Origin of the sequence: Silanimonas sp. (assembly GCF_027531545.1) — a bacterium.
In the GTDB taxonomy this organism is placed as follows: domain Bacteria; phylum Pseudomonadota; class Gammaproteobacteria; order Xanthomonadales; family Xanthomonadaceae; genus Silanimonas.
Window position 1 is genome coordinate 388279 of record NZ_JAPZSC010000006.1, and the last position, 25817, is coordinate 414095.

General features: G+C 68.9%; 24 protein-coding genes. 7 read left to right on the plus strand and 17 right to left on the minus strand.

Annotated features, from left to right (window positions below; translation table 11 throughout):
* Position 1: 1 nt before the first annotated feature.
* The 11 genes from O9280_RS06055 to rimO form a co-directional block, all read right to left on the minus strand.
* Positions 2–862 carry a tetratricopeptide repeat protein gene (locus tag O9280_RS06055; RefSeq protein ID WP_298340165.1) on the minus strand — a complete coding sequence of 287 codons (861 nt, stop codon included), beginning with the start codon at positions 860–862 and terminating at the stop codon, positions 2–4.
* The gene (locus tag O9280_RS06060) at positions 859–1800 is read right to left on the minus strand and encodes an AAA family ATPase (protein WP_298340168.1); all 942 of its coding nucleotides are present in this window, start codon (positions 1798–1800) and stop codon (positions 859–861) included. The genes O9280_RS06055 and O9280_RS06060 overlap by 4 nt, the downstream gene beginning before the upstream one ends.
* A complete protein-coding gene (gene mshL, locus O9280_RS06065; protein WP_298340171.1) occupies positions 1797–3455 on the minus strand; it encodes a pilus (MSHA type) biogenesis protein MshL in 1659 nt (552 codons plus the stop codon). Before mshL ends, O9280_RS06060 begins: the two co-directional genes overlap by 4 nt.
* Positions 3455–3784, minus strand: coding sequence for a hypothetical protein (locus O9280_RS06070; RefSeq protein WP_298340174.1), 330 nt, complete (start codon positions 3782–3784; stop codon positions 3455–3457). The genes mshL and O9280_RS06070 overlap by 1 nt, the downstream gene beginning before the upstream one ends.
* Positions 3777–4490: a type II secretion system protein GspM gene (gene gspM / locus O9280_RS06075; protein ID WP_298340177.1), complete on the minus strand. Its 714-nt coding sequence runs from the start codon at positions 4488–4490 to the stop codon at positions 3777–3779. The genes O9280_RS06070 and gspM overlap by 8 nt, the downstream gene beginning before the upstream one ends.
* The gene (locus O9280_RS06080; protein ID WP_298340180.1) at positions 4487–5131 is read right to left on the minus strand and encodes a PilN domain-containing protein; all 645 of its coding nucleotides are present in this window, start codon (positions 5129–5131) and stop codon (positions 4487–4489) included. The genes gspM and O9280_RS06080 overlap by 4 nt, the downstream gene beginning before the upstream one ends.
* Positions 5128–6072: a hypothetical protein gene (locus O9280_RS06085; protein ID WP_298340183.1), complete on the minus strand. Its 945-nt coding sequence runs from the start codon at positions 6070–6072 to the stop codon at positions 5128–5130. Before O9280_RS06085 ends, O9280_RS06080 begins: the two co-directional genes overlap by 4 nt.
* A gap of 122 nt (positions 6073–6194) precedes the next feature.
* Complete coding sequence (locus tag O9280_RS06090; RefSeq protein ID WP_298340186.1) at positions 6195–6461, minus strand: hypothetical protein; 267 nt, start codon at positions 6459–6461, stop codon at positions 6195–6197.
* 4 nt (positions 6462–6465) lie between these two features.
* Positions 6466–7332, minus strand: a complete 867-nt coding sequence (locus tag O9280_RS06095; RefSeq protein WP_298340188.1) for a pirin family protein — start codon at positions 7330–7332, stop codon at positions 6466–6468.
* Positions 7333–7335: 3 nt separating this feature from the next.
* Positions 7336–7860, minus strand: coding sequence for a hypothetical protein (locus O9280_RS06100; RefSeq protein WP_298340191.1), 525 nt, complete (start codon positions 7858–7860; stop codon positions 7336–7338).
* Between the two features lie 82 nt (positions 7861–7942).
* Entirely contained in the window at positions 7943–9316 is a 1374-nt protein-coding gene (rimO, locus tag O9280_RS06105) for a 30S ribosomal protein S12 methylthiotransferase RimO (RefSeq protein WP_298340194.1), read from the minus strand.
* Between the two features lie 92 nt (positions 9317–9408).
* Here rimO and O9280_RS06110 point away from each other — a divergent pair, with 92 nt between their 5' ends.
* Genes O9280_RS06110 through O9280_RS06120 form a run of 3 tightly spaced genes read left to right on the plus strand, consistent with a single transcriptional unit; the run spans position 9409 to position 12335 of the window.
* Positions 9409–10080 (plus strand): dienelactone hydrolase family protein, encoded by a 672-nt coding sequence (locus O9280_RS06110; RefSeq protein WP_298340197.1) that lies wholly within the window; start codon positions 9409–9411, stop codon positions 10078–10080.
* Positions 10077–10514 carry an HIT family protein gene (locus tag O9280_RS06115; protein WP_298340200.1) on the plus strand — a complete coding sequence of 146 codons (438 nt, stop codon included), beginning with the start codon at positions 10077–10079 and terminating at the stop codon, positions 10512–10514. The genes O9280_RS06110 and O9280_RS06115 overlap by 4 nt, the downstream gene beginning before the upstream one ends.
* A 12-nt stretch (positions 10515–10526) precedes the next feature.
* Positions 10527–12335 carry a DUF4153 domain-containing protein gene (locus tag O9280_RS06120; RefSeq protein ID WP_298340203.1) on the plus strand — a complete coding sequence of 603 codons (1809 nt, stop codon included), beginning with the start codon at positions 10527–10529 and terminating at the stop codon, positions 12333–12335.
* Between the two features lie 13 nt (positions 12336–12348).
* Here the strand turns inward: O9280_RS06120 and dcd are convergent, their stop codons facing one another.
* Positions 12349–12936 (minus strand): dCTP deaminase, encoded by a 588-nt coding sequence (dcd, locus tag O9280_RS06125; RefSeq protein WP_298340205.1) that lies wholly within the window; start codon positions 12934–12936, stop codon positions 12349–12351.
* 68 nt (positions 12937–13004) lie between these two features.
* Positions 13005–14093: an iron-sulfur cluster carrier protein ApbC gene (apbC, locus tag O9280_RS06130; RefSeq protein WP_298340209.1), complete on the minus strand. Its 1089-nt coding sequence runs from the start codon at positions 14091–14093 to the stop codon at positions 13005–13007.
* A 171-nt stretch (positions 14094–14264) separates the two neighbouring features.
* On the opposite strand from apbC, the gene O9280_RS06135 reads away from it, so the two are divergent.
* The 4 genes from O9280_RS06135 (at position 14265) to rsxB (ending at position 20556) form a co-directional block, all read left to right on the plus strand.
* Entirely contained in the window at positions 14265–17159 is a 2895-nt protein-coding gene (locus tag O9280_RS06135) for a TonB-dependent receptor (RefSeq protein WP_298340211.1), read from the plus strand.
* A gap of 119 nt (positions 17160–17278) precedes the next feature.
* On the plus strand, positions 17279–19429 hold the full coding sequence (gene metG / locus O9280_RS06140) for a methionine--tRNA ligase (protein WP_298340213.1): 2151 nt from the start codon (positions 17279–17281) through the stop codon (positions 19427–19429).
* Positions 19430–19435: 6 nt separating this feature from the next.
* On the plus strand, positions 19436–20014 hold the full coding sequence (rsxA, locus tag O9280_RS06145; RefSeq protein WP_298340215.1) for an electron transport complex subunit RsxA: 579 nt from the start codon (positions 19436–19438) through the stop codon (positions 20012–20014).
* Between the two features lie 8 nt (positions 20015–20022).
* A complete protein-coding gene (gene rsxB / locus O9280_RS06150; protein WP_298340218.1) occupies positions 20023–20556 on the plus strand; it encodes an electron transport complex subunit RsxB in 534 nt (177 codons plus the stop codon).
* Here the strand turns inward: rsxB and O9280_RS06155 are convergent.
* The 4 genes from O9280_RS06155 to O9280_RS06170 all read right to left on the minus strand — a co-directional run bounded on the left by O9280_RS06155 (position 20535) and on the right by O9280_RS06170 (position 25774).
* Entirely contained in the window at positions 20535–21437 is a 903-nt protein-coding gene (locus O9280_RS06155) for a TraB/GumN family protein (protein WP_298340221.1), read from the minus strand. The two genes, rsxB and O9280_RS06155, sit on opposite strands and share 22 nt — an antisense overlap.
* A gap of 2 nt (positions 21438–21439) precedes the next feature.
* Entirely contained in the window at positions 21440–22447 is a 1008-nt protein-coding gene (locus O9280_RS06160; protein ID WP_298340224.1) for a DUF1684 domain-containing protein, read from the minus strand.
* Between the two features lie 11 nt (positions 22448–22458).
* The gene (mutL, locus tag O9280_RS06165; protein ID WP_298340228.1) at positions 22459–24321 is read right to left on the minus strand and encodes a DNA mismatch repair endonuclease MutL; all 1863 of its coding nucleotides are present in this window, start codon (positions 24319–24321) and stop codon (positions 22459–22461) included.
* A 64-nt stretch (positions 24322–24385) separates the two neighbouring features.
* Entirely contained in the window at positions 24386–25774 is a 1389-nt protein-coding gene (locus O9280_RS06170; protein ID WP_298340231.1) for an N-acetylmuramoyl-L-alanine amidase, read from the minus strand.
* Positions 25775–25817: the final 43 nt, after the last annotated feature.

Genomic DNA, 25817 nt, shown 5'->3' on the forward strand with positions numbered 1-25817 from the left:
GTCACCTCGATGGTTCGCCGGCGGAGAGAGCCTCGACCCGCTCGCCAAGATAGTCTGCCAAAGCCGGATCGAGCGGGCCGCGGCGCTGCGCCTCGCGGAACGCCGACAGCGCTTCGTCGCCGCGACCGCTCGCGTCCAGCGAAATGCCCAGCCCCGCCCACCAGGCCCCGACATCGGGCTCGCCCCGCAGGGCACGTCGATAGGCCTGCTCGGCCTCCGCGTGGCGTCCGAGCTGCTGCAGCGCAGCAGCCTCGAGGGCGGCGCGTTCGGCACCCACCTCGGGCTGTGCGGCCAACGCGGCCAGAGCCGCCTCGGCGCGGCCTTCAGCCAGCGCGCTTCGCGCGGCATCGAGCGGATCAACCGCCGTCGCAACGCGCTCGATCGTGGCACGAGCGGCGGGTGCTGGTGCCGGCGGCGGCACGGGCTCAGGTTGCGGGTCTGCTGCGACCGCCGTTGGACGTCCTGGCAAGGCAACTGGCGGTGCCGGCGCCGGGGCCGGGGCTGGCACCGGGACGACGTTCGCCGCCTGCGGCGCCGCCGGAGCGACAGCCACGGCTTCCGCTGCAACCACGGCCTCGATCTCGGCGACAGGCTCTGCCAGCGCCGGGGCCGGGGCGTCGCCGGGGGTTCCGGCCTCGTCGATACGCTCGATGGCCTGCCACCGGTTCGCCACCAGAAGCACCACGGTGACCGCGAGCCCGACGGTCACGGCCGCCACCCACCACCAGAGACGTCGCGAGCGCCGTGGCGAGACGTGGTGGCCCACGGGCTGCCCCGCCGAAGCCATCGCGGCACGACGCGATGCGGCATCGCCCTGCCCGCGCGCGTCGAGGTCGCGCAGCATCTGGTTGATCACGCTCATGCCGCGCCCCCGGCGAAACGCCAAGCCACGGCAGCTCCGGTGATCGCAGCAGCAAAGGCGGCCAACCACGCCGCGGCCTTGCCCCAACCAGCGCGCACGGGCGCCGTAGCGCCATCGGTGTCGCGCACGGCCAGCGCCACTTCCGCCTCCGAAACCTCGCGCAGGCCGCGGCCATAGGCCAGGAGCAAGGACTTGTGCGCGAGCACGTTCACCAATCGTGGAATCCCGCCGCTGGCGCGGTGCAGGCGGCGCAAGGCGCGCGGCGCGAACAGCGGCCGCCCGTTGTATCCGGCCACCGAGAGCCGGTGCTGCAGGTAGAGCGCCACGCCGTCGGCGTCGAGCGGCTGCAAGCGGTAGCCGAAGCCGATCCGCTGCCGGAGTTGCCGCAGCTCGGGCTGGGCGAGACGTTCATCGAGTTCCGGCTGGCCGAACAGGACGACGTGCAGCAGCTTGCGGGTCTCGGTCTCGAGGTTCGACAGCAGCCGCAAGGCTTCCAGGCTTTCGTCCGACAGGGCCTGCGCCTCGTCGATGATGACGGCCACGCGCTTGCCGCTGGCGGCGAGTTCGATCAGCCGCTCCTGCAGTTTCTTGACCAGCGTGTGCTGCCGCGGCGTCGGGCCGAGCGCCACGCGGAGCTCGTCGGCGATGGCGCGGCGCAGGGCGTCGGGGTCGAGGTAGGGGTTCGGCACCCAGGCCGTCATCCACTGCTCGTCGAGGCTGTTCAGCAGCAGGCGGCAGAGCAGCGTCTTGCCGGTGCCGACTTCGCCGGTGACCTTGATGAAGCCTTCGCCCGCATCGAGCGCGACCCGAAGCACTTGCAGCGCTTCGACATGGGCATCGTTGCGGAAGAAGAAGCCGGTGTCCGGCGTCAGCGAGAACGGCGCCTGGCGGAGGCCGAAGTGGTCTTCGTACATCGCCGTGGCCAGGCCACCGGTCAAGGGGTTTCCGACTGCAGCGCGCGCGTCTCGTCGAGGCGCGGCTGCGCGGCGCGGTCCCAGGTCTCGCGGCCTTCGACCACGGTGGGGCGAAGCAGGATCACCAGCTCCGTCTTGCGGCCGGTGTTGCGCGTCTGGCGGAACAGGTTGCCCAGCACCGGGATCGCGCCGAGGAACGGCGTGCGCGCGTTCTGCCGCGTCTCACTCTCCTGCATCAGACCACCGATGACGATGAGCTGCCCATTGCTGGCCCGCACGATGGAATCACTCTGGCGGACCGCGCTCACGGCCAGCGGCAGGCGGTAGTCGCGGTCGCCGACGACGATCAGCTTGGTCTGGTCCTGCACTTCCGAGATCGTCGGCTGGACGTGCAGGAGCACCTCGCCGTCCTCGGAGATCTGCGGCGTCACATCGAGCGAGATGCCGGAGAAGAACGGGGTCAGTTCCAGCGACGGGTCGGTCTGCTGGGTCTGGTTGCCGACGCTCTGGTTTTGCGCACCGCTGATGCCGGTGACGAAGAACTCGTCGCTGCCGACCTTGATGACGGCCTTCTGGTTGTTGGTGGCCGAGACCCGCGGGCTCGACATCACACGGACGTCGCCCTGCTGCTTGAGCAATTCGACGAACGCGCTGAAGTCGCCGCGCTGCCAGCCGATCGAGAACACGCCGCCGAAGGCCGAGGTGGCCGTGCCGTCCGGCAACGAGGGGTTATTGGGATTGAGGCTGCCGGTGTTGCCACCGATCTCCGAACGGCCATCGGGGCCGAAGATGGCACCGCCGCCGGTCTGGCCGATGATGCCGGCGCCGCTGTCCACCACCTGCGCCCAGTTGATGCCGGCCTGGAACTTGTCGTTGAGCGTCACTTCGATGATCCGCGCCTCGAGGATCACCTGGCGCGTCACCGCGCCCTGCACGGCATCGAGGTAGCGCTCCACGTCACGCATCTCGGAAGGCAGCGCGCGGATGACGACCGTGCTCGACTGCGGGCTGACGATGACCGAGCGGCCCGGGCCGTCGCCGACGATGGCCACCAGGGCACGGTCCAGTTCCGCCCAGTAGTCGGATTCGCTGCGCGTGCGGACTCGGCTGGTGAACGCCTCGCTACGACCGCTGCTGCCGGCACCGGACTCGCCGTCTTCGCCACCACCGTTGCCCGCGGCGGCGTTCGTCGCCTGCCCGTTGCTGTTCTCGCTGCTCGTGAGGTCGCCGGCATTGACGCGCGTGCGCGATTCACCGACGCGTTGCAGGTGCAGGTAGTCGACCTCGAAAACGCGCGACTGCAGGCGCGCTGGAAGGACGATGTAGCCGTTGCCGCGCGGCTCGTACTCGTAGCCATAGACCTCGCGGACCACCTCGAGCACTTCCGGAACGGTGACGCTCTTCAGGCTCAGGCTGATGTTCCCCGCCACGTCCGGGTGCACCACCATGTTGATGGCGGTGTCCTGCACCAAGCTCATGAAGAAGGCCCGGGCCGGCACTTCATCGACGTCGACATTGAAGCGCGGCGCCGCGGCTGGGCGCGGTGGCGGCGCGACGAGGGCGCGAGTCACGGCAGGCGGCGGCGTCGCGGCCTGCGCGGGCGTGGCGGGCGACGGCGTCTGGGCGCCCAGCGGCGCGACCAGGAGCAGGGCCAGCGGGATCGGCAGGAGTCGGAACATCAGCGGTTCACCGGTCGGGTGGAATTCGGGAAGGACAGGCGCAGCTCGGTGCTGCCCGTGGGGCTGCGCAGGCGCACCCAGCCGGGGCCGATGGCCTCCAGGCGGGCGTCGCCGACGGCATCGCCGAGGCGGTAGCGCTGCCCATTGATGATGGCGCTGCGCTGGCTCGGCGAGACCAGCGTGGATTGCAGGACAAGGGCCGCGGCGGGCGCGGCGGCGGTGGCCTCCACGCGGGGCGCGATGGCCGGCCGCGTCGGGTCGGGAACGCCGGCACCAACCAACCCACCCAGGGCGGCGACGACCAGCAGCAGGCGAGGGCGCTCAGACACCGATCCAGCCCTCCTGCAGGCCCAGGGTTTCGACCGTCAGCGTGATCGTCAGGGCCGGCCAGCGCTCCGCATCGACATTCAGGTCGTGCAGGCGCACGCGGAATGGCAGGGCCTCGACGGCGCGGACGTAGTCCAGCGCGGCCGCGTAGTCGCCCTCGAACCGCAGCACCACGCGGTGGCGGTAGAGCGCGGGGATGCCCTCCATGGACGGCACCGTTGCCTCCGCGGTGGGCGCGGCCGCGGCGGTGCCCGGAGTCGGCGCGGGGGCCGGCGCGGGCGACCAGCGCAGTACCTCGGGCGGCAGCGCACGGACGCCGAACACGGTCAGCCGGGCATCGCGCCCGAGGAGATCTCGCAACACCGCGGGCATCCGGCCCGGCGGAATCACGCCGGCCTCGTCGGCGCGCAGACGGGCATCCAGTTCGCCGGATTCCTGCTTCAGGCGATCCAGCGCGAGGCGGCGCTCCGCCTCGGGGTCCCGGGCCAGCTCGTCCTGGACGAGGGCCAGCGCGGCTCGCTCGCTTTCCACTTGTGGCGCCAGGGATTCGATCTGCGTGGCGTTCGAGGCCGCGGCCTTGCTGGCCGGCTCGATCCACAGCACGTAAAGCCCGAGTACGACCAGGACGCCAAGGGTGACGCTGATGAGCATGCGCTCGCGCGGCTGCATGGCATCGAAGCGCTGCTGGAGGGCGACGAACCGACTCATGGGGCGTCCTCCGCTTCCGTCTTCGTCGCGCAGCCCGCGGCCAGTGCGACGCAATCGGTGGCCATGTCGAACTGCAGCGGCTCACCGGCGTCCTTAGGCCGCTCGATGGCGAAGTGCGTGAAATCTCGATCCTTCAAGCCGTCCTCCGTGGACAGGCCCTGCAGGAAGGCCGGGACCGCGTCCGCATCCAGGGTGCGACCACCCAGTCCGAGTTCGGCGCCGGCCTCGGCCACGCGGATGCGGGTCAGCCAGAGCGGCGCGGGCCGCTGGCGCCCCAGGCCCTCGAGCACGTGGCTGAAGGGCACGACTTCGTCGCCAGCGCGGGCGAGTTCGTCGACCAGCCAGCGGCGGCCATCGACACCAAACTGCGCCTCGACGAGGGCCACGGTGAGAGCCGCGTCGGGCTTGCGGGCAGCGAGCTGCTCCGAGGCGGTGGTCATCTGCGCCTGCAGCGACGCTTGTTCGGTGTTCAGCGCCGCAAGGCGCTCCGCCGAATCCGAAGCCTGCCATTGGACGATGCCGCCCCAGACCAGCATCGCGAACGCGGCGAGGCCGATCAGGGCGAGGTTGCGCGGCAGCTCCTCGCTGGGCTCGAGCGGACGGAGGTCGTCGCGGTAGAGATCGATGCGCTGCGTGCTCATGGGCGGCCCGCCCCCATGGCGACAGCGGACAGGGCGGCGACGCGGACGCGTGCGGCCTCGGGCAGCGCCGACAATTCGGGCCACGCGGATTCCGGCGAAACGCTCTGCACGTCCAGCCCGAGGCTGTTGCGCAGTGACGCTCCCAGGCCCTCAAGGCCCTCCAAGCCGGACAGCAGCAGCAGGCGACGCGGCGGCGGGCGCTGGTGCGTGCGGTCGAAGTAGTCGAGTGTGCGCTGCAGTTCGAGGGCGATACGCTCGAACAGACGCTCCGTGCGCCCGGCTTGCGGCTCGCGCAGCACGCGCTGTTCGTCGCCATCGAACTCGAAACGGCGGGCGACGAACAGCGTGTTCTCGCGCATCGCCAGCATGGAGCCGCCGCGGGCATCGATGACCAGCGCGGCCTGACTCTCGTCGCCCGGCGAGAGCGTCCGCACTGCCTCGGCCCACGCCAAGTCGCTGATGCCGATGCTCGAAAGCTGCAGGCCTGACGCCTCGATCTGGGCGATGCGGGGGCGCAATTCGTCCTTGCGGGCGACGGCGAGGTAGAGGGTCGGCGGGCGGCCACGGCTGTCGAGGCCGGGCACCTCGAAGGCATCCATCACCGCGTCATCGATGGGGAAACCGATCAGGTCGCGCACCTTCCAGCGAAGCGCCTGCACCCATTCGGCGGGCGGAACCGCCGGCTTGTCCACTTGCTGGAGGCTGTAGGCACCGGGCTCGAGCACCCACTCGCAGGCCATGCCGGCCGCGTCGGCCTCCCGCACGAGCGATTGCAGGGTGGCTCCAACGTCGGCGCCGGCGGCGCGCTCGTAGGCCCGAACCGAGCGACCGTCCGCGGGGCGGACGACGAGAGCGAGACGATCCATCGACAGGGACAGGGCCACGTGCCCCACGGGGCGGCGGCGACGCTTCGAGAAGAAACCCCATCCAGTCTTTGCCATGGACGACCGTACTGCCCCTGCGCGCCGCGAGCGCGCTGACTGTCGAATTGGCCGCAGCCTTTCATAGCAGGCCGGGACGGTCAATGAAAACGATCCCAGCCTCACCGATTTTCACTTCGGCATCAGGTGAAGAGCGCCCACGCGGCCGAGAGGATGGCGAACAGCCCGAGCGCGGCCGTCAGTGGGATGGCGGCCAGCGACGCCATCGAGGCGTATCGCGCCATGCGGCGTTGGCGCGGCGTCAACACGCCATGGTTCGACCCCGCCGCGGAGATCACGGCCAAGGCCGACGCCCACGACAGCGTGAAGCCGATCAGCGCGAGTCCGCTGGCGATGACCCAGGCCCACCACGGAAGCCATCCGGCCACCTTCGTCCACCATTCGACCATCGGATCAACGCTCCGGAAGCGGGATGAATTCGGATTCGCCCGGCACGGTGCCAAGCGCCTGCGCCGCCCAGTCGGCCTTTGCCTGCTCGATGCGCTCACGCGAGGTCGCGACGAAATTCCACCACAGCACGCACGGGCCCACGGGCGCGCCGCCGAGCAGCATGGCGCGCACGGCCGCCGTCGATGCGAGACGCACCGAGCCACGGGCCGGCAGCACGTGCAACTGACGCGCGGCGAGGGGTTCGCCGTCCAACACCAGCCCGTCCTCCAGCGGGTACACCGCGCGCTCTTCGTGCTCGTCGTCCAGATCGAGGAATGTACCGGGCGCGAATCGGGCACTGACGTACAGCGTGTCGACGCAGGTGCGGACCGGCGAACGCTGGCCGAAGGCCTGGCCGGCAACGATGGTGATCTCGACGCCCTCGCGGTGCAGGGTCGGCACGTCGGCGGCGGGCACGTGTTGGAAGGACGGTGTCGCTTCGGCCTCGGACTCGGGCATCGCCAACCACGTCTGCAGCCCTTCGACGCGTTGTCCGCTCGCACGCTCGGCATCCGGCGTGCGCTCGGAATGCACGATGCCGCGCCCCGCGGTCATCCAGTTCACGTCGCCGGGACGGATCACCTGCACGGAACCGACGCTGTCGCGATGCATCAAGGCGCCGTCCCACAGCCAGGTCAGGGTCGACAGTCCGATGTGCGGGTGCGGGCGGACGTCGATGCCCTGCCCCGGCGGGAACGCGTGCGGGCCCATGTGGTCGAGGAAGATGAAGGGGCCGACGGACCGCCGCTTCACGTCGGGCAACAGGCGACGGACCACGAAGCCGCCGCCGAGGTCATGCTCGCGCCCGGCGATGGAGAGGACGTCCGGCATGGCTCAGGGCGCTGCGGCGCCGGCCGCAGCGGTCTGCGCGTCGATGCGGGCGGCCAGTTCCAGCAACTGCAGGCGCTGCTGTTCGAAATCCGTGGCGACCAGCACCTGCGTGCCCGCGATTTCCGCTTTGAGGGTCGAGAGCAGCGCGGGATCGAGGCCGAGGCTGGCGGCATCCACCGCATCGAGCTGCGCCGCGGCATCCCGCAAGCGATCGCCGGCGACGCCGAAGTTACGCTGGTCAAGGTCGTTGAGCGCCTGGAAGATGGCCAATCGGGCCTTGCTGAGGGCGTTGCGGCTCTCGGCAGCGGTGGCGGCGCGCTGTGCCTCAGCAAGGCGCTCCGCGCTGGCGGCGATCTCGGCGTCCTTGGCGGCGACCACGGCGGCGTTCGCCTCGGCCTGCGTCGACAGGGCACTGCTGCGCTGCCACAGGCCGATGCCATAGGCGATGACCAAGCCGGCGCAGAAACCAACGATCCCGGTAACGACGGGGTGGCGTGACAGCGGCGTGGCGCTCGTGGACTCAGTCATGTCGGCGGGCTCCTGGAAGGGAGCCCGAGGATACCGCAGCGCCCTCGCCCGCCACGCCGCGCGCGGCCGCGGAGCCCGGGGATCAGTCCTTGTCGGCGACCAGACCGAACAGGTCGTGCTCGTCGGCGCCCATGATGCGGACATCGACGAACTGGCCGGGCTTCAGCTTGTGGGCCGCGCCGTCCTGGATCTGCACCGTGCCGTCGATTTCGGGCGCATCGCCCTTCGAACGGCCGATGGCCAGATCACCGTCGATGGCGTCGATGATCACCTGCTGCACGGTGCCGACCTTGCGCTCGAGCTTCTCCGCGCTGATCTGCGCCTGCAGCTCCATGAAGCGCGCGAGGCGCTCCTGCTTCACGTCCTCGGGCACCGCGTCGGGCAGGTCGTTGGCCTTGGCGCCGGTCACCGGCGAATACGGGAACGCACCCACGCGATCGAGTTCAGCGGCGTCGATGAAGTCCAGCAACTGCTCGAAATCGTCTTCCGTTTCGCCGGGGAAGCCGACGATGAACGTGCTGCGGATGGTCAGCTCCGGGCAGATCTCGCGCCAACGGAGGATTCGCTCAAGCTGCTTTTCTGCCGCGGCCGGGCGCTTCATTAGCTTGAGGATGCGCGGGCTGGCGTGCTGCAGCGGCACGTCGAGGTAGGGAAGGATCTTGCCCTCCGCCATCAGCGGAATGACGTCGTCGACGTGCGGGTACGGGTAAACGTAGTGCAGGCGCGTCCACAGGCCGAGCTCGCCCAAACCGCGCGCAAGATCGGTCATGCGCGTCTGGTACTCACGGTCGCGCCAGGTCTTCGGCGCGTACTTCACGTCGACGCCGTAGGCGCTGGTGTCCTGCGAGATCACCAGCAGCTCCTTGACGCCACCCATCGCGAGCTTCTCGGCCTCGCGCAGCACCTCGTCGACGGGACGCGACACGAGGTCGCCGCGCATCGAGGGGATGATGCAGAAGCTGCAGCGGTGGTTGCAGCCTTCGGAAATCTTCAGGTACGCGTAGTGCTTGGGCGTGAGCTTCAAACCCACGCCTTCGATCATGCCGTCGTCCTTCTTGCCGCGCTTGCGCGGGGTCGGCAGCAGGTCGGTGAAGGGGTCGTGCTTCGGCGGCAGGGCCGCATGCACCGCGCTCATCACACTGGTGTAGTCCTGCGGGCCGCTGATCGAGAGCACGCCCGGATGAGCTGCACGGATTTCCTCCGGGCGCTTGCCGAGGCAGCCCGTCACGATGACCTTGCCGTTCTCGGCGATGGCCTCCCCGATGGCGTCCAGCGACTCGTTGACCGCCGATTCGATGAACCCGCAGGTGTTCACCACCACCACGTCGGCCTTGTCGTAGCTGCCGACGATGTCGTAGCCCTCGACCTTCAGCTGGGTGAGGATGCGTTCGGAATCGACGAGGGCCTTCGGACAGCCGAGGCTGACGAAACCGACTTTGGGGTTCTTGGCGGACATGGCAGGGCGCCGGCTTTGGTGCCGGTTGCGCGGGCTGGGAACAGGCGGCAAGTATACCGGGCACCCTGCCCCGACCCTGAGGACGCGTTCATATGGGCCATCCCGTTTCGCTGTCGACGCCCACGGGGCGCATCTCCGCCTGGCGCGCCGACCCACCCATCCCGCCCCACGGTGCGATCGTGGTGGTGCAGGAGATCTTCGGCGTCAACACCCACATCCGCCACGTGGTCGACCGCTTCGCCGCCCACGGCTGGGTGGCCATCGCCCCGGCGGTCTTCGACCACGTGGAATCGCACGTCGAACTGGCCTACGACGAGGCCGGCGTCGCCCGAGGACGGGAGCTGGCCGCGCAGGTCGGCTTCGACCAGGTGATGGGCGACATCGAGGCTGCGGCCCGGGAACTCGAAACCACCACGGACAGCGGCAAGGTGGGCGTCGTCGGCTACTGCTGGGGCGGCACCGCGGCCTTCCTCGCCAACTGCAGGCTGGGCCTGCCCGCCGTCAGCTACTACGGCGGGCGCACCGTGCCCTTCCTCGGCCACGAGCACCCGAAGGCTCCCTTGCTGATGCACTTCGGCGAGACCGACCCGTTGATCCCGCCGGACCACGTGGCCCTGCACCGCGAACACCTGCCGCAAGCCCATATCGAAGTCTGGCCCGCCGGCCACGGCTTCAATTGCGAACAACGCGCCGACTACGACGAGCCCTCGGCACAAGCCGCGCTGCAACGCACCCTCGCCTTCTTCACCCGGACGCTGCGATGAGCTTCGTCCTTGATCCCCGCCTGGAGGCTGATTCGGTCTTCATCGCCGATGGTCCGCTGTCGCAACTCCGACTGATGGACGATGCCCGCTTCCCGTGGCTGGTGCTGGTGCCGCGCGTGCCTGGCGCGACGGAGTGGATCGACCTCGACGGCGCTTCGCAGCGCCTGTTGCTGGCGGAGATCAACCAGGCCGGCGCCCTGCTCCGCGCGCATTTCGCGCCAATCGACAAGCTCAACATCGGCGCGCTGGGCAACATCGTCCGCCAGCTGCACGTGCACGTCGTTGGGCGTCGCGAGGGCGATGCCGCTTGGCCGGGCCCCGCGTGGGGGGCAGGCACGCGGCGCTCCTATGGCGCCGATGCGCCGACGATCGCATCGGCCTTGGCACACGCACTGAATGCGCTGCCGCCGAAAGCTCTCCCCCACTCCCCCTGAGAATCCCCAACCATGGACGACACCGCCCCCACCCTGGCACGACGCGAGAAGAGCGCCATCGTTCTGCTGGCCATTCTGCAGAGCCTGCTGCTCTATCTCGTCGAGTACGGCGACGGGCAAGGCTGGCCGATCCTCTCCGACCTCTCCGGGCAGGTGCCGTGGTACACGCTGGTGCTGGTCGTCCCGAGCATGATGCAGCTCTCTCTGCATCGCCTCGACGACCCTCGCTTCTGGAGCAATACCGTCCTGGCCACCGCGATCTTCGGGGCGGCCGCGGCCTGGGCCGCTTGGAGCGTGACCGGCGCCCCGGGAACGACAGCCTCCGCCACGCTTGGGCCGTTCGCCGTCTCGATGGCCCTCATCGCCTTCGTCGCCCTGCCCTACCTGCAGGTTCGACTGGCGCTCGGCCGCTTCGGCGCGCCCTATGGCGACCTGTTCGCGCTGGCATGGCAGAACGCGCTCACCCTCAAGGTGGTGTGCGTGATGACGGGCTTGGGGTGGCTGCTGCTGACGCTCTGGCAGGCACTGTTCCAGCTCATCGGCATCGACCTCTTCCATCGGCTGTTCAGCGAAGACCCCTTCATCTACATGGCCTCCGGCCTCTTCGCCGGGCTGGGCGTGCTGGTGGCGCGGACGCAGCACCGGGCGATGCAGGTCGCACGGAATGTGCTGTTCGCCATCTTCACCGGGTTCCTTCCGTTGGCGGCCTTCATCGCCGTGATCTTCCTGCTGACGCTGCCGTTTACGGGCCTCGCGCCGCTCAACGCCGCGGCGAGCACGGCCGCCACGCTCTCGCTCCTCGTCGCTGCGCTGGTGCTGCTGCTGAACGCCGTGGTCCAGAACGGCCGCGCATCGCCGTATCCGCGTGCCCTGCGCTGGCTGGTGGACGCCGCCATGGTGGCCCTGCCGGTATTCGCCGGGATCGCCCTACACGCCGTCATCGTCCGTATCGCCGAGCATGGCTGGACCACGGATCGCTTCTGGGCCCTCGTGGCCGTGGTGATGCTGGGCGCCTACGCGGTTGGATACGCTTGGGCAGCCCTGCGCCCCGCGGGCGCGTGGATGACAAAGCTGCCGCGAGTGAATGTCGCCGCCTCTTTGCTGTTGATCGGCATTGGTCTGCTGGGCAACTCCCCGATCCTCGACCCTCATCGTCTTTCCGTTGCCAGCCAACTCGCGCGGATCGAAACCGCAGCGAACGAAACGGTGGTCGATGAGGCAGTCCGGGATCGGCTCGAGTACCTGCGATTCGAAAGCGGGCGTCGTGGCGTTGCGGCCCTGGATGCCCTCGCCGAAGCCCCCCGCGCGTCGAAGGAGTTCGTCTCGACTTTGGCCGAGATCCGCGAGCGACCAGCACGCCACCACTGGGAAACCGAACGCACGCCGCCCGAATCTCCAGCACAGCTCGCAGCGCGCATCCAGGTTCCCGCGGGCCAGCCCGCCCTGCCTGAGGCATTGCTCGCGGCGGTCCTCGTCCGCGGCGAAGGCGAGAACCCGTACTGCTCGCGCTACAGCGGGACCTGCATCGCAAATCACCTTGATGTCGATGCCGATGGCCGCGTTGATGTGCTTGTTTGCCATGCCGCAGAAAACGACTACGTTTCATGCCACGTCTTCGTCGAATCGGCCGGTGCTTGGTCGGCACAGGGGCAAATCGGCACCTGGATCGAGGACGAAAATCAGCGGAGGGCGACCCTCGAGTCGATCCGCGAAGGTCGGATCACGACCGTCGCCCCGCGGTTCCGCGACATCGCCTTCGGCGACACCCCCCCGAAACGCGTCGAAACGTCCGAGGCCAATGCCGTGGTCGCCACGCCTTAAGGACTCGGGTCCCTCAGGTCTTGGGCAGCGTTACACCGGTCTGGCCCTGGTACTTGCCGCCGCGGTCGCGGTAGCTGGTGTCGCAGACCTCATCCGACTGGAAGAACAGCATCTGCGCCACGCCCTCGCCGGCGTAGATCTTGGCCGGCAGTGGGGTCGTGTTGCTGAACTCGAGGGTCACGTGGCCTTCCCACTCGGGCTCCAGCGGCGTGACGTTGACGATGATCCCGCAGCGCGCGTAGGTGCTCTTTCCGAGGCAGACCACCAGCACGTCGCGGGGGATGCGGAAGTACTCGACGGTGCGCGCCAGCGCAAAGCTGTTCGGCGGGATGATGCAGACGTCCGACTCGACGTCGACGAAGCTCGACGGATCGAAGGCCTTCGGGTCGACGATCGTCGAGTTGATGTTGGTGAAGATCTTGAACTCGCGCGCGCAGCGCACGTCGTAGCCGTAGCTCGAGGTGCCGTAGCTGACGATGCGGTGGCCGTCGGCGCCGCCGCTCCCACCGGAAAACCTGACCTGCCCGGGCTCGAAGGGCTCGATCATGCCGTTCGGAACTTCGGACATCCGGCGGATCCACTTGTCGCTCTTGATGCTCATGCGCGGCCTGCGTGTAGGGGAGCGAAAGCTTAGCGTGAAGCCGCGGCGGGCCGCGCACCCCGGTCGGCTCAGGTGTCCTGGATCACGATGCTGGGGAACGCGATCTGCTTGTTCTTCGCCTGCATGGACAAGCGCGCCGCGGTCTTCCGGGCGATCAGCCGGTAGGCCTGGGCGATCGCGCCACCGGGTTCGGCGACGACCGTGGGCGCTCCCCCGTCCGCCTGCTCGCGGATGCGGATGTCCAGCGGCAGCGAACCGAGCAGCGGCACGCCGTAACGATCGGACATCGCCTGCCCGCCGCCCTCGCCGAAGATGTGCTCGACGTGGCCACACTTCGAACAGCAGTGCATGGCCATGTTCTCGATGATGCCGAGCACCGGCACCTCGACCTTCTCGAACATCTTCAGGGCCTTCTTGGCGTCCAGCAGGGCGATGTCCTGCGGCGTGGTCACGATCACCGCACCAGAGACCGGAACCCGCTGCGCGAGGGTCAGCTGGATGTCGCCCGTGCCCGGCGGCAGGTCGATCACCAGGTAGTCGAGGTCCTCCCAGGCCGTGCCCGTCAGCAGCTGCTGCAGGTACTGGGTGGTCATCGGGCCGCGCCAGATGGCGGGCTGGTCCTCGCCGAGGAAGAAGCCGATCGACATGGCCTGCAGGCCGTGGGCGCGTTTCGGCAGGATCATCTGCCCATCCGGGCTGTCCGGCTTGCCGGACAGGCCGAGCATCATCGGGATCGATGGGCCGTGGATGTCGGCATCGAGCACCCCGACCCGCGCGCCCTCGGCCGCCAGGGCCAAGGCCAGGTTGACCGCCGTCGTCGACTTGCCCACTCCGCCCTTCCCCGAGGCCACGGCGATGACGTTCTTCACGCCCGGCAGGGGGGTGAGGTCCTTCTGGACCTTGTGGGCCAGCACCCTGGCGCCGACCTCGACCTGGGCCGAGACCACCCCCGGCACCGCCCGGAGGGCCGCTTCGGCCCGCGCCGCCAGTTCCTCATGCCATGAGGCGGCGGCGTAGGGCAACTGAAGGACGGCCATGACCCGCCCGCCCTCCTCGGCCACCGAACGGACGGTCGATTCCGCCAGTGGTTCGCCGGTGTGAGGGTCAAGGACCTGGCACAAGGCCTGTTTGAGCGACTCGAAATCGATACGGTTCATTGTGAGTGCCATGTGAAAAAGCGATTCGTTACACGCTCGGGGCGGCAAGAGCATGACGCGACACACAAGCGTTACAAGTCTGTTAACCTTAGGGTAAGGCCGCGTTCACGCCCCCGGGGCATCGCGACGGCTGATTCCAGCAATTCTTCCATGTGTGGGGAGATTCCCGAGATGCAGAAGGCAATCCGATTCAAGCGTTCGCCGCTGGCCCAGGCCACCATCGCCGCGCTTGCCATGGCCCTGGCCGTTCCGGCCCTGGCGCAGAACCAGACCAGCACCAACCAGCAGGACGAAGACGAAGAGGCGAAAGAACTCGAAGCCGTCCAGGTCGTCGGCTCCCGCATCAAGCGCGCGGAGATCGAAGGTCCGGCGCCGGTCACGGTGATCACGCGCGAGGACTTCGAGCGCGAAGGCTTCAGCACCGTCGCCGACGTGCTGGACACCCTGACCCAGAACACCACGGCATCGTTCACCGGTGACCTCGCGACCGCTGGCTTCACGCCGAACGCCCAGGTCGTCAACCTGCGCGCCCTCGGCCCGGGCTACACGCTGACGCTGATCAACGGCCGTCGCCCCGCCCAGTACCCGCAGCCGTACAACCGCGACAACAACGTGGTGAACGTCCGCGCCATCCCGACGGCGATGATCGAGCGCATCGAAGTGCTCACCGGCGGCGCCTCGGCCATTTACGGCTCCGACGCCGTGGCCGGCGTGGTCAACATCGTCCTGCGCAATTCCTATGACGGCCAGAGCGTCCGCGGCCAGATCGGCACGACCGCCGAGGGCGGTGGTGACTCGTTCGTCGCCGAGTACGTGGGCGGCTTCACCTCGGATCGCTGGAGCACCATCTTCGGCGCCCAGTACACCCACTCGGAGCCGGTCTTCGCGCGTCAGCGCGATATCCTCTCCGACACGCGCAACGGCCCGCTCGGCCCCGCGCTGACGAACCCGGGCCTGGCCCTCGCCACGCTGGCCTTCAACCCGGCCAACGCCGGCATCGGCCGCAGCGTCTACTACCCGGGTCAGGAAGTCTGCGACCGCTTCGGCTACACCACGGTGAACACGGCTGCCCGCGGCCAGTACTGCGGTGGCTTCACCGCGCCGTCTTCACGTTCGATCTCGAACAAGGAAGACAGCTACGCCGCCCGCGTCTACACGACCTTCGACGCCGGGGACAACCTCGAGCTGTTCGGCGGCATCAGCGTCTACAAGCAGGAAGCGATCGCTAGCAACGGCACGGAGTTCTGGGCCACCTCGGGCAACGCCTTCATCCGCACGCAGGACGATCGCCAGGTCAACGGCTACTTCGACCCGCAGTTCAACAGCTTCACCTTCCTGCAGCGCATCCTGAATCCGTTCGAGCTCGGCGGTGAGGAAGCGGCCAGCACCAAGTTCGACGAACAGACTTACGACGTGCTGCTCGGCGCACGCGGCACCCTCGCCGACCGCTTCGACTGGGAGGCCTCGGCCTCGTACGGCCGTTACGACTACGAGCAGGACCGTCCGCGCCTGCTGGCCCAGGGCATCACCGACTACTTCCTCGGCCCGGTCGAAGGCTTCCAGCTGGCGTCGAACGGTCTGCGCTACCAGATCCGCCGCCTGAATCTCGCCCGCTGGAACCAGCCGATCACGCCCGAGGTGTACCGCTCGTTCTCGACCCGCGTGATCAACGAGGGCGAGACCACGGCCAGCCAGGCGAACTTCTCGCTCTCGGGCGACCTGTTCGAGCTGCCGGGCGGCAACGCCGGTTTCGCGAGCGTCCTCGAGTACGCCCGCCAGACGGTGGACCTGCGCAGCGATGCGCGCACCAACCCGCTGCGTCCGCGCGATGCGCAGACCGTCTACAACCTCGTCAGCTCGGGCCGTACGGTCGGTGACCGCGATCGCGTCGCCATCGGCGGTGAGATCCGCCTGCCGGTCCTCAGCACCCTGACGGCCAACCTCGCCGCGCGCTACGACAAGTACGACGACATCACGGAAGTCGATGACGCCGTGACGTACCAGGCCGGCTTGGAGTTCCGTCCGATCGAGGACGTGCTGCTGCGTGCGTCCTACGCCACCAGCTTCCGCGCGCCGGACATGCAGCTCGTCTATGCGGAAGGTGCGGCATCGTTCTCGGGTATCCGCGACGAGTACGCCTGCCGTTCAGGCACCGGCGTCGCCCAGGGCCTCGGCCCTCGCACGCTGGCCCAATGCCAGGCCGCGGTGGGTGATCCGACCGCGTACACCACGCAGACGACGATCGCCGGCAACCCGCTTCTGAAGGAAGAAGAAGGCACGTCGCTGACGGCCGGCTTCGTGTGGGACATCGCCGAAGGCCTCAGCCTCACCGCCGACTACTACCGCATCAAGCTGGAAGACCAGTCGCTGCAGCTGACCTCTGGCTTCCTGCTGCAGAACGAGGCCGACTGCCGCCTGGGCGTGCGCCGCGACGGCTCGCCGTTCCCGAACGCCATCGACTCGGCCTTCTGCCAGAACGTTCTGGGCCTCGTCAGCCGCCAGGGTGGCCAGTCCAACGCCGCCATCACCCGCATCAACTCGGCCTACATCAACTCGGCCCTGCTGGACACCAGCGGTGTCGATGCGAGCATGAGCTACGACTTCGACACGGCGAGCGCCGGCTCCTTCGACTTCGAACTCGGCTGGTCCATCAAGCTGACCGACAAGTCCAAGCAGTTCGCCAGCGACCCGCTGGTCGATACGCGTGACGTGCCGAGCATCGAGTCCCGCAGCCGCCTCCGCGGTTCGGCCAGCTGGACTTACGACGACTGGACCACGACGGTCTTCGGCACGCGCTTCGGCACGGTGTCGAGCTTCAACGGCGTCGATGGCACCAACGCGGCGGGTGGCTTCTATCCGCGTCGCCTCAAGCCCTACATGCTCTACAACATGACGGTCGCGAAGCGCTTCGGCGATGACATCACGGCGATCTTCACCGTCGTGAACGTCACCAACAACCAGTACCGCTTCGACAACGGCGCCACCGGCTACCCGTTCTTCGAGTACTACCTGGGTGCCGACCCGCTGGGCCGTCGCTACGCCCTCAGCGTGCAGTACCGCTTCTGATCCAACGCTCCACGTTTCACCCGAAGCCCGGCCTCGCGCCGGGCTTCGTTTTTGCGGGGCCCACCGGCCCCGGCGGCAGGCATCTGCGATAATCGCCGCCTGCCTTCACCGCGATGCCGATGACCACCTCCGCTGCCTCCGCGGCGCGTCCCGCGCCTGCCCTCGTCACCACCGCCCTGCCATACGCCAACGGCGAGATCCACCTCGGCCACCTGGTCGGCTACATCCAGGCCGATGTCTGGGTGCGGGCCCGGCGCATGGCCGGCGGCACCACGCATTTCGTCTGCGCCGACGACACCCACGGCACGCCGATCATGCTGGCCGCCGAGAAGGCCGGCACCACCCCCGAGGCCTTCGTCGCCGGTGTTCAAGCCCGCCACGAGCGCGACTTCGCCGATTTCCTCGTCGGCTTCGACCACTACGATTCGACCAACAGCGCCGGCAACCGCGCGCTGACCGAGGCGATCTACCTCGCGCTGAAGGCGAACGGCCACATCGGCGCACGGCCGATCCAGCAGTTGTTCGACCCGGTCCGCGAGATGTTCCTGCCCGACCGCTACATCAAGGGCGAATGCCCGAACTGCGGCACGGCCGACCAGTACGGCGACAACTGCGAGAACTGTGGCGCGACCTACTCGCCCACCGAGCTGAAGAACCCGCGCTCGGTCGTTTCCGGCGCCACGCCGGAACTGCGTGAGAGCGAGCACCACTTCTTCGAGTTGGGCCGCTTCGAGGCCTTCCTGCGCGACTGGCTGGCCGGCGACGTCGCCCATCCGGGCGTGCGCGCCAAGCTGATGGAGTGGGTCGAGTCCGGCCTACGCGCCTGGGACATCTCGCGCGACGCGCCCTACTTCGGCTTCGAGATTCCCGGCGCTCCGGGCAAGTACTTCTACGTCTGGCTGGATGCGCCCATCGGCTATCTGTCGAGCTTCAAGGCCCTGTGCGAGGCCAACGGCCTCGACTTCGGCGCCTTCCTCGACGCCGCGCGCAACGCCAAGGGCGAAACGGAACTTCACCACTTCCTCGGCAAGGACATCGTCAACTTCCACGGCCTGTTCTGGCCGGCGGTGCTGCACGGCTCGGGCCACCGCACGCCGACGCGCCTGCACGTCAACGGCTACCTGACGGTGAACGGCGACAAGATGAGCAAGTCGCGCGGCACCTTCATCCAGGCCCGCACCTACCTCGAGGCCGGCCTGCCGCCGGAAGCGCTGCGCTACTACTACGCGCTGAAGAGCTCGGGCGGTGTCACCGACCTCGACCTCAACCTGCCCGACTTCATGGCGCGGGTGAACTCCGACCTCGTCGGCAAGTTCGTCAACATCGCCAGCCGTGCCTCGGGGTTCGTGACGCGTTTCTTCGAAGGGAGGCTTTATCCGGAGGAGGCAATGAAATCCGGCGATACGCTGATGCTTGATCAGCAGGCCAGATTGGACGCTGCCTTCGTCCGCGAGAAATACATGCAAGACAACGCCGCCATGGCAGTTAAGGCCGTCATGGCGAATGCCGACGACTGGAATCGCTTCTGGGACGAGCAGAAGCCTTGGCTCCTTGCGAAGGACTCTGCGAAGCACAAGCACCTCCATTCCGTCACCTCAGAAATCCTTCGCGCGTTCTACCGAATGGCGATCTGCCTCTATCCCATCTGCCCGCAGCTGTGTGCCAAGGCGCTTCGGCAGTTCGGACTCGAACGCATGCCGCTTTGGGAAGACATCCATCGACCAATCGACCGTATCGAACCCTTCGTCGAACTCTTCACCCGCATCGAACAAAAGCAGATCGACACCATGATCGACGCCTCCAAGGATTCCCTCGCCGCCGCCGCGGAAGCCGCGAAGGCCGCCGCTGCACCCACCGAAAAGGCCGCCAAGCCCGCGACGCCGAAGACTGACGCCGCCAAGCCGGCCGCCGCAGCGCCGTCGGAAGCCGGTGCCCCTGCCTTCATCGGCATCGAGGACTTCGCCAAGCTCGACCTGCGCATCGGCAAGGTGCTGGAGTGCGGCTTCGTTGATGGCTCCGACAAGCTGCTGCGCTTCAAGCTGGATGCCGGTGAGCTCGGCGAGCGGCAGATCTTCTCGGGCATCCGCGCCAGCTACGGCGAGCCGGAGAAACTCGTCGGCCGCAGCGTCGTATTCATCGCCAACCTGGCACCGCGCAAGATGCGGTTTGGCCTGAGCGAAGGAATGATCCTCTCGGCCGGCTTCGACGGTGGCGCGCTGGCCCTGCTCGACGCGGACAGCGGCGCCCTGCCCGGCATGCCGGTGCGCTAAGCGGCCATGACCGATGCCCTGCTGATCCTCGTCGGCGCGGTGCTGGTCAACAACTTCGTGCTGGTGAAGTTCCTCGGCCTGTGCCCGTTCATGGGCGTGTCGAGGCAGCTCGATGCCGCCGTCGGCATGGCGCTGGCGACGGGCTTCGTGCTGACGCTCGCCGCCGGGCTCTCCTGGGCGCTGCAGCACTGGCTGCTGGATCCGCTGGGCATCGGCGATCTGCGCACGCCCGCCTTCATCCTCGTCATCGCCGCCACCGTGCAGTTCACCGAGCTGCTGCTGCACCGGCAGAGCCCGAGGCTCTACCAGGTGCTCGGCATCTACCTGCCGCTGATCACGACCAATTGCGCCGTGCTCGGCGTCGCCCTGCTCAACGTGCAGGCGAAGCATTCGCTGCTGGAATCGGTGCTGTTCGGCTTCGGTGCGGCCGTGGGCTTCGGCCTCGTGTTGGTGCTGTTCGCCGCCCTGCGCGAGCGCCTGGAATCGGCCGAGGTGCCGGCGGCGTTCAAGGGCGCGCCGATCGCGCTGGTGACGGCCGGCCTGATGGCCCTGGCCTTCGCCGGCTTCACCGGCATGGATCGCTAGGCCGCGCCGTGGCCGACCTGTGGCTTCCCTTGCTGGCGTTGGTCGCGCTCTGCGCCGCCCTCGGCGCCTTGCTCGGCTGGGCGGCGAAACGCTTCGAGGTCGAGGGCGATCCCCTCGTCGAGCAGATCAACGCCGTGCTGCCGCAGACGCAATGCGGGCAATGCCAGTTCCCCGGCTGCCGGCCCTATGCCGAAGCCATCGCCAAGGGCGAGGCCGACATCAACCAGTGCCCGCCGGGCGGCGAAGCGGGCATCCGCGCGCTGGCCACGCTGCTCGGCCGCGAAGCGAAGCCGCTGTCCGCCGAACACGGCGTGGAAAAGCCCCCGCAGGTGGCGCGCATCCGCGAGGACGAATGCATCGGCTGCTTCAAGTGCATCGCCGCCTGCCCGGTCGACGCGATCATCGGTGCCCCGAAGTTCCTGCACGTGGTCGTGGAAGACCTGTGCACCGGCTGCGAACTCTGCATCCCGCCCTGCCCGGTCGACTGCATCGACCTCGTCGCCGCCCCGCCGCCGTCGCGCTACAGCCGCTCGACGGTGTAGCCCGCGGCGGCCAGCTGCTGCACCAGGCCTTCCGCACCGAGCAGGTGCAGCGTGCCGACCGCGACCAGCGCATCGTCCTCGCCGGGCGCGTCCAGCAGGGCCTTAACGCGTGACACCCACGCTGCATTGCGCTGGGTGTTGATGCGCTCGTAAAGCGCCGGGTCTCGCGCCTTCATTGCCGCGGCCATGCCCCAATACAGCGCGTCCACGTCACCCTCGCGCCACTGCCGGTGCAGCCACTCGGTCTCGCTGCGGATCTCGTCGGAGCGCTCGACCACGTCGCGGAGCTGCGCGACCTGCACGCCGTACTTCATGCCATCGAAAAGGCGAATCTGGTCTGCGGGCGTCTCCAGCCCCGCCGTGCGCTTGCCGTCGCGGGTGGCGCGTTGGGCGAGGTGCTTGTCGAGCCCCAGCGCCGGATCGAGGCCGGCAGCCGTCATCTCGGCCATGGTGAGCGTGAGCGCGGCGAACCACGGCTCCATCCGCTGCAGGGCGTCGAGCGGCAGTCCGGCCTCCGATGCCAGTTGCACGGTCGCCGCCCAGGTCGGGGCATCCATCGTCTGCTGCAGGGTCCGGCCGTCCGCACGGATGCCCGATTGCGCGAACTTCAGCCCGAGGCTCGGGTCGGCCAGGGCTTCCGGCGAAAGCTCGAAAAACACCTGCTCCGCGTCATCGAGCGCGGCGTACACCATCGGATCGAGCGGGTAATCCGTGGCTTCCAGCAGGTGGAAGGTGCCCAGCAGGTAAACCACGTTGTCGCCATCGCTGGCCTTCCAGAGCAGCGGCCGCGGGGGCGCGCTGTCCGCGGCGGCTGTCGCGCTCGACGCCATCGCCACCGCTGCGGCGAACGCGAACGCCCTCCAACCGCCGCGATTCGCCATGCTCAGGGCGACGCCAGCAAGGGAAGCGGCTTCTTCTCGCCGGCTTCGATGCGGAGGTCGAGCCGGTTCGACGGCGGCGGCATCGGGCAGGTGGAGAACTCGGTGAATGCACAGGGCGGGTTGTAGGCGCGGTTGAAGTCGACCACGGTCGTTCCGCCGTCGGCCGGCTGCTCCGCATACAGGAAGCGCGACGCGGCGTAGCTTTCGTGCCCGCTGGTGCGGTCGGCGAAGATCAGGAACAGCCGCCCATCACCTTCGTCCACCGCCTCCAGCCGGTACTCGACGCCGTCCTTCTGGAACACCACGACGCCCGGGTTGGCCATCGCTTCTTCGATGCCCAGGACGTTGACGATGGAGATCGTCTGGCCCGGCGGATGGGCTTCGAAACGCGCGTCGAAGCGGAAGGCCGCATCGATGTCGAAATAGTCGAGGCCGGGGAAGCGCGTGCGCGTCGGCGCCAAGGCATCGCGGACGCGCAGCCCGAAGTTCTCGCCGCGCTTGATGACGATGAAGCTGGCATCGCCCTGGTTGAAGCCGACGACCGTCGGCGTGCCGCCATCCGCATCCGTGACGAGCCGGCGCGTGCTGCCGTCCGCAGGCTGGCCGTCGTACATGACGCCCGCCCCGCGGGTGGCGCGGAACATGACCGTGCCATCGCGATCGAGCCGGATCATGCCGACCTCTTCGGGCCCGGCGGCGAGGCGCACGCCCTTGGTGGCGCCGCTGCCGACGTAGCTGTTGCCGGGCTTCAGCCAGTGCAGGCCGACGAGTGACAGCCAACCGTCCGGCTTCTGCAGGTTCGCGAGGCGCGTCTCGCGCACCTCGTTGACGCCGCGGGCGTGGACCGCCGCCGCCGCGACGGCGGCAGCCTCGCGCTTCGCCTGGGCGTCGATCTCCGCCTGCGACGGACCGGAATCGCCGCTGCAGCCCACGGCAAGCAGGGCGGCAAGCAGGGTGGGAAGGCCGACGCGCCACAGCGAGTCGTTTCGGGAAGAGGCGTTGCGAAGCATGCGGGACTCCTTCATCGGCCGCGGAGGAACAGTCGATCCAGTTCCGCGAGCTCCAACTGTACGTAGGTCGGGCGACCATGGTTGCACTGTGCCGCGCGTTCCGTCGCCTCCATGTCGCGCAACAGAGCGTTCATTTCCGGCACCGTCAGCCGGCGGTTGGCACGCACGGAACTGCGGCACGCCCAGCCCCCCATCAGCCCGTGGACGGCCTCTTCCACCTTGCGCGTGTTGCCGTGTTCGCGCAGCTCCGCCAGGGCATCGAGCAGGAGGGGCTTGGCGTCGAGGTCGGCCAGCAGCGCCGGCACGCTGCGCAGCGACAGAGACTGCGGCCCGGTGCGGCGCACCTCGAAACCCAGCGACGACAGCAGCACCGCGTGCTGCTCGGCAGCGTCCGCTTCGCGCTCGCTGACCGCGAGGGCCTCGGGCACCAGCAGCGGCTGCGCGCGCAGGTCCTGCGCCGCGAAGGCGGCCTTCATGCGCTCGTAAGTGATCCGCTCGTGGGCGGCATGCATGTCGACCAGTACCAGGCCCTGCGCGTTCTGCGCCAGCACGTAGACACCGTGCAGCTGCGCGAGCGCGAAGCCGAGCGGCGGGGCCACGGTGTCGTCGATTCCCGCGCGCGCCTCGGCCGCCGGCAACTGATGCACGGCGCCGCCGCCGGGGAACGGCATCGACGCCATCGAGGCCGGCATGCCGGATGTGCTGGCCTCGAAACCGCCCGACGCGGCATACAGCGTGCGGTAGGCCGCCATCGTGTCGCCCACCGACAGGCCGAGCCGCGACTGGTCGGCCGGCGCCCATTGCGGCAGTCCGGCCACGGGGCTGGGCGTGGGGCTGGGCGTGGGGCCCACCGGGCTCGACGGTGCGCCCGCGCCGTCGGCGGGTCGGGCCTCGGCCAGCGCTTCGTGCAGCGTGCGGAAGATGAAGTCGTGGACCAGCCGGCCGTCGCGAAAACGCACCTCGTGCTTGGCGGGATGGACGTTGACGTCGACGCGGCGCGGATCGAGCTCGAGGAACAGCACGAAGCTCGGATGCCGGCCGTGGTAGAGCACGTCGGCATAAGCCTGCCTCACGGCGTGCGCGACGATGCGATCGCGCACGGCGCGGCCGTTGACGTAGAAGAACTGCTGATCGGCGCTGCTGCGCGAGGCCGTGGGCAGGCCGATCCAGCCATGCAGGCGAAGCCCGGCCTGGGCGTGGTCGAGGCCGAGCGCGCGCTCGTGGAACTCCGGGCCCAGCGCTTCGGCCAAGCGCTTCGGTGCGTCGCCGCCGTTGGGGCGGTAATGCCGCAGCAGCCGTCCGTTGTGGTTGAGCTTGAGTTCGATGGTGGGACGCGCGAGTGCGAGTTGTCGCAGCCAGTCCTCGACGTGGCCGAGCTCCGTGCGTTCGGCTTTCAGGAACTTGCGTCGCGCAGGCACGTTGAAGAACAGGTCGCGCGCCTCGACCGTCGTGCCTTGCGCATGCGGATGCGGGATGACCTCGCCGAGCCGCCCACCGTCGACATCGAGCTTCGCGCCGCGCTCCTGCGTGGACGTCCGCGAGGCCAGCGAGAACCGGCTCACCGAGGCGATCGAAGGCAGCGCTTCGCCGCGGAAGCCGAGGGTCGCCACGGCTTCGAGGTCGTCGAGACTGGCGATCTTGCTGGTGGCGTGCCGCGAGACTGCCATCGGCAGTTCGGCCGGCGCCATGCCGACGCCGTCGTCGCGGATGCGGATCAGCCGCGCACCGCCCTCCTCGAGGTCGATCTCGATGCGCTGCGCACCGGCATCCAAGGCGTTCTCGACCAGTTCCTTCACAACCGAAGCCGGCCGCTCGACGACTTCGCCGGCGGCGATCTGGTTGATCAGGACTTCGGGAAGCAGCTGGATCGGCATGCCGGCATCGCACGGGGACAGGCCACGATGATACCGGGCGGGCACGCCGCGCCGCGCGTGCGGATTACTCCGGCGCGGCGGGGATGCGCAGGCGCTCGCCCACGCGCACGACGTCATCGCGCTTGTCGTTGGCGTTGCGCAGCTGGCTCAGCGAGATGCCGTGCCTCGCAGCGATAAGGCCCAGCGTTTCGCCGCGGGCAACGACGTGCTGGCGGCTGCCACGCGACGGGTTCGCGGCGAACCACGTGCCCGGCGGCGGCTGCGAACCGAAGTAGTCACCGACGCCACGCGCGACCACTTCGGCGAGGCGACGACGGAAACCCGCATCGTTGAGCTTGCGCTCGTCGGCGGCATTGGTGATGAAACCCGTCTCCACCAACATGGAGGGGACGTCGGGCGAGCGCAGCACCCAGAAATTGGCGCGTTCGACCTGCGGCTTGTGCGTCTTGCCGACGCTGCGCAGTTCATCGAGCACGTGGTTCGCGGCCTCGTCGGAGACGCGCATCGTGGCGCTCTGCGAGAGATCGAGCAGCACCGCGGCGAGGCTGCGGTCCTTGTCTTCGAGGCTCACGCCGCCGACGAGATCCGCATTGTTCTCGCGGTCGGCGAGGAACCGCGCCGCTTCGCTCGAGGCGCCGCGGGTCGAGAGCACGAAGACCGACGCGCCGTTCGCCTGGCGGCTCTGCGCGGCATCGGCGTGGATCGAGATGAACAGGTCCGCCTGCGCATCGCGCGCCTTCTGGTAGCGGTCACCGAGCGGGATGAACACGTCGCTGTCGCGGATCAGGAGCGCGCGCATGCCGGGATGGCGGTCGATCTCCGCGGCGAGCTCGCGCGCCACCTTCAGCGTGACGGTCTTCTCGTAGGTGCCGCCGCCGCCGATGGCGCCGGGATCGCGGCCGCCGTGGCCAGCATCGATGGCGATCAGCAACTCGCGCGCACCGGACACCGGCGCTGGCGCTGGCGCTGGCGTCGAGGACGATGCCGCAGCATTCGCCGCCGGCGTGGCCGCGGGCGCGGTATTCGCCGCCATGGCTGCCTCGTCGCGGAACATTTCAAGCACGAGGCGCGAGGCCCGGCCACTGCCCTCGACGCGGGTTCGCGGACGCACCGCCCCGGCGAGGTCGAAGACGATGCGGAGCTTCCCGGCTTCCGGCGAGCCCGTGCGGACGCCGATCACTCGGCCGTTCGGCGCCGGGGGACGGAACCCGTCGGCCAGGGCCGCGCCCGGCAGATCGAGCACGAGCCGGTCCGGATTGGCGAGGCTGAAAAGACGGTAATCGCCCGGGGCGGCATCGAGCTGCAGCTCGGCGCGGGTGCTTTCCTCTCCAGCGCTGAGACGCAGCTGCCCCAGCTGGACCTCGGCGTGGGCAAACGCGGCGTACGCCAAGCCCGCGACCAGGACGGCCAAATGCAACCAGCGGGTCAGGTTGAGGGCGGAGGCGCGGGGCATGAGCGCGATTCAAGCACCGGCCCCGGCGCAATGCAAGCACTTT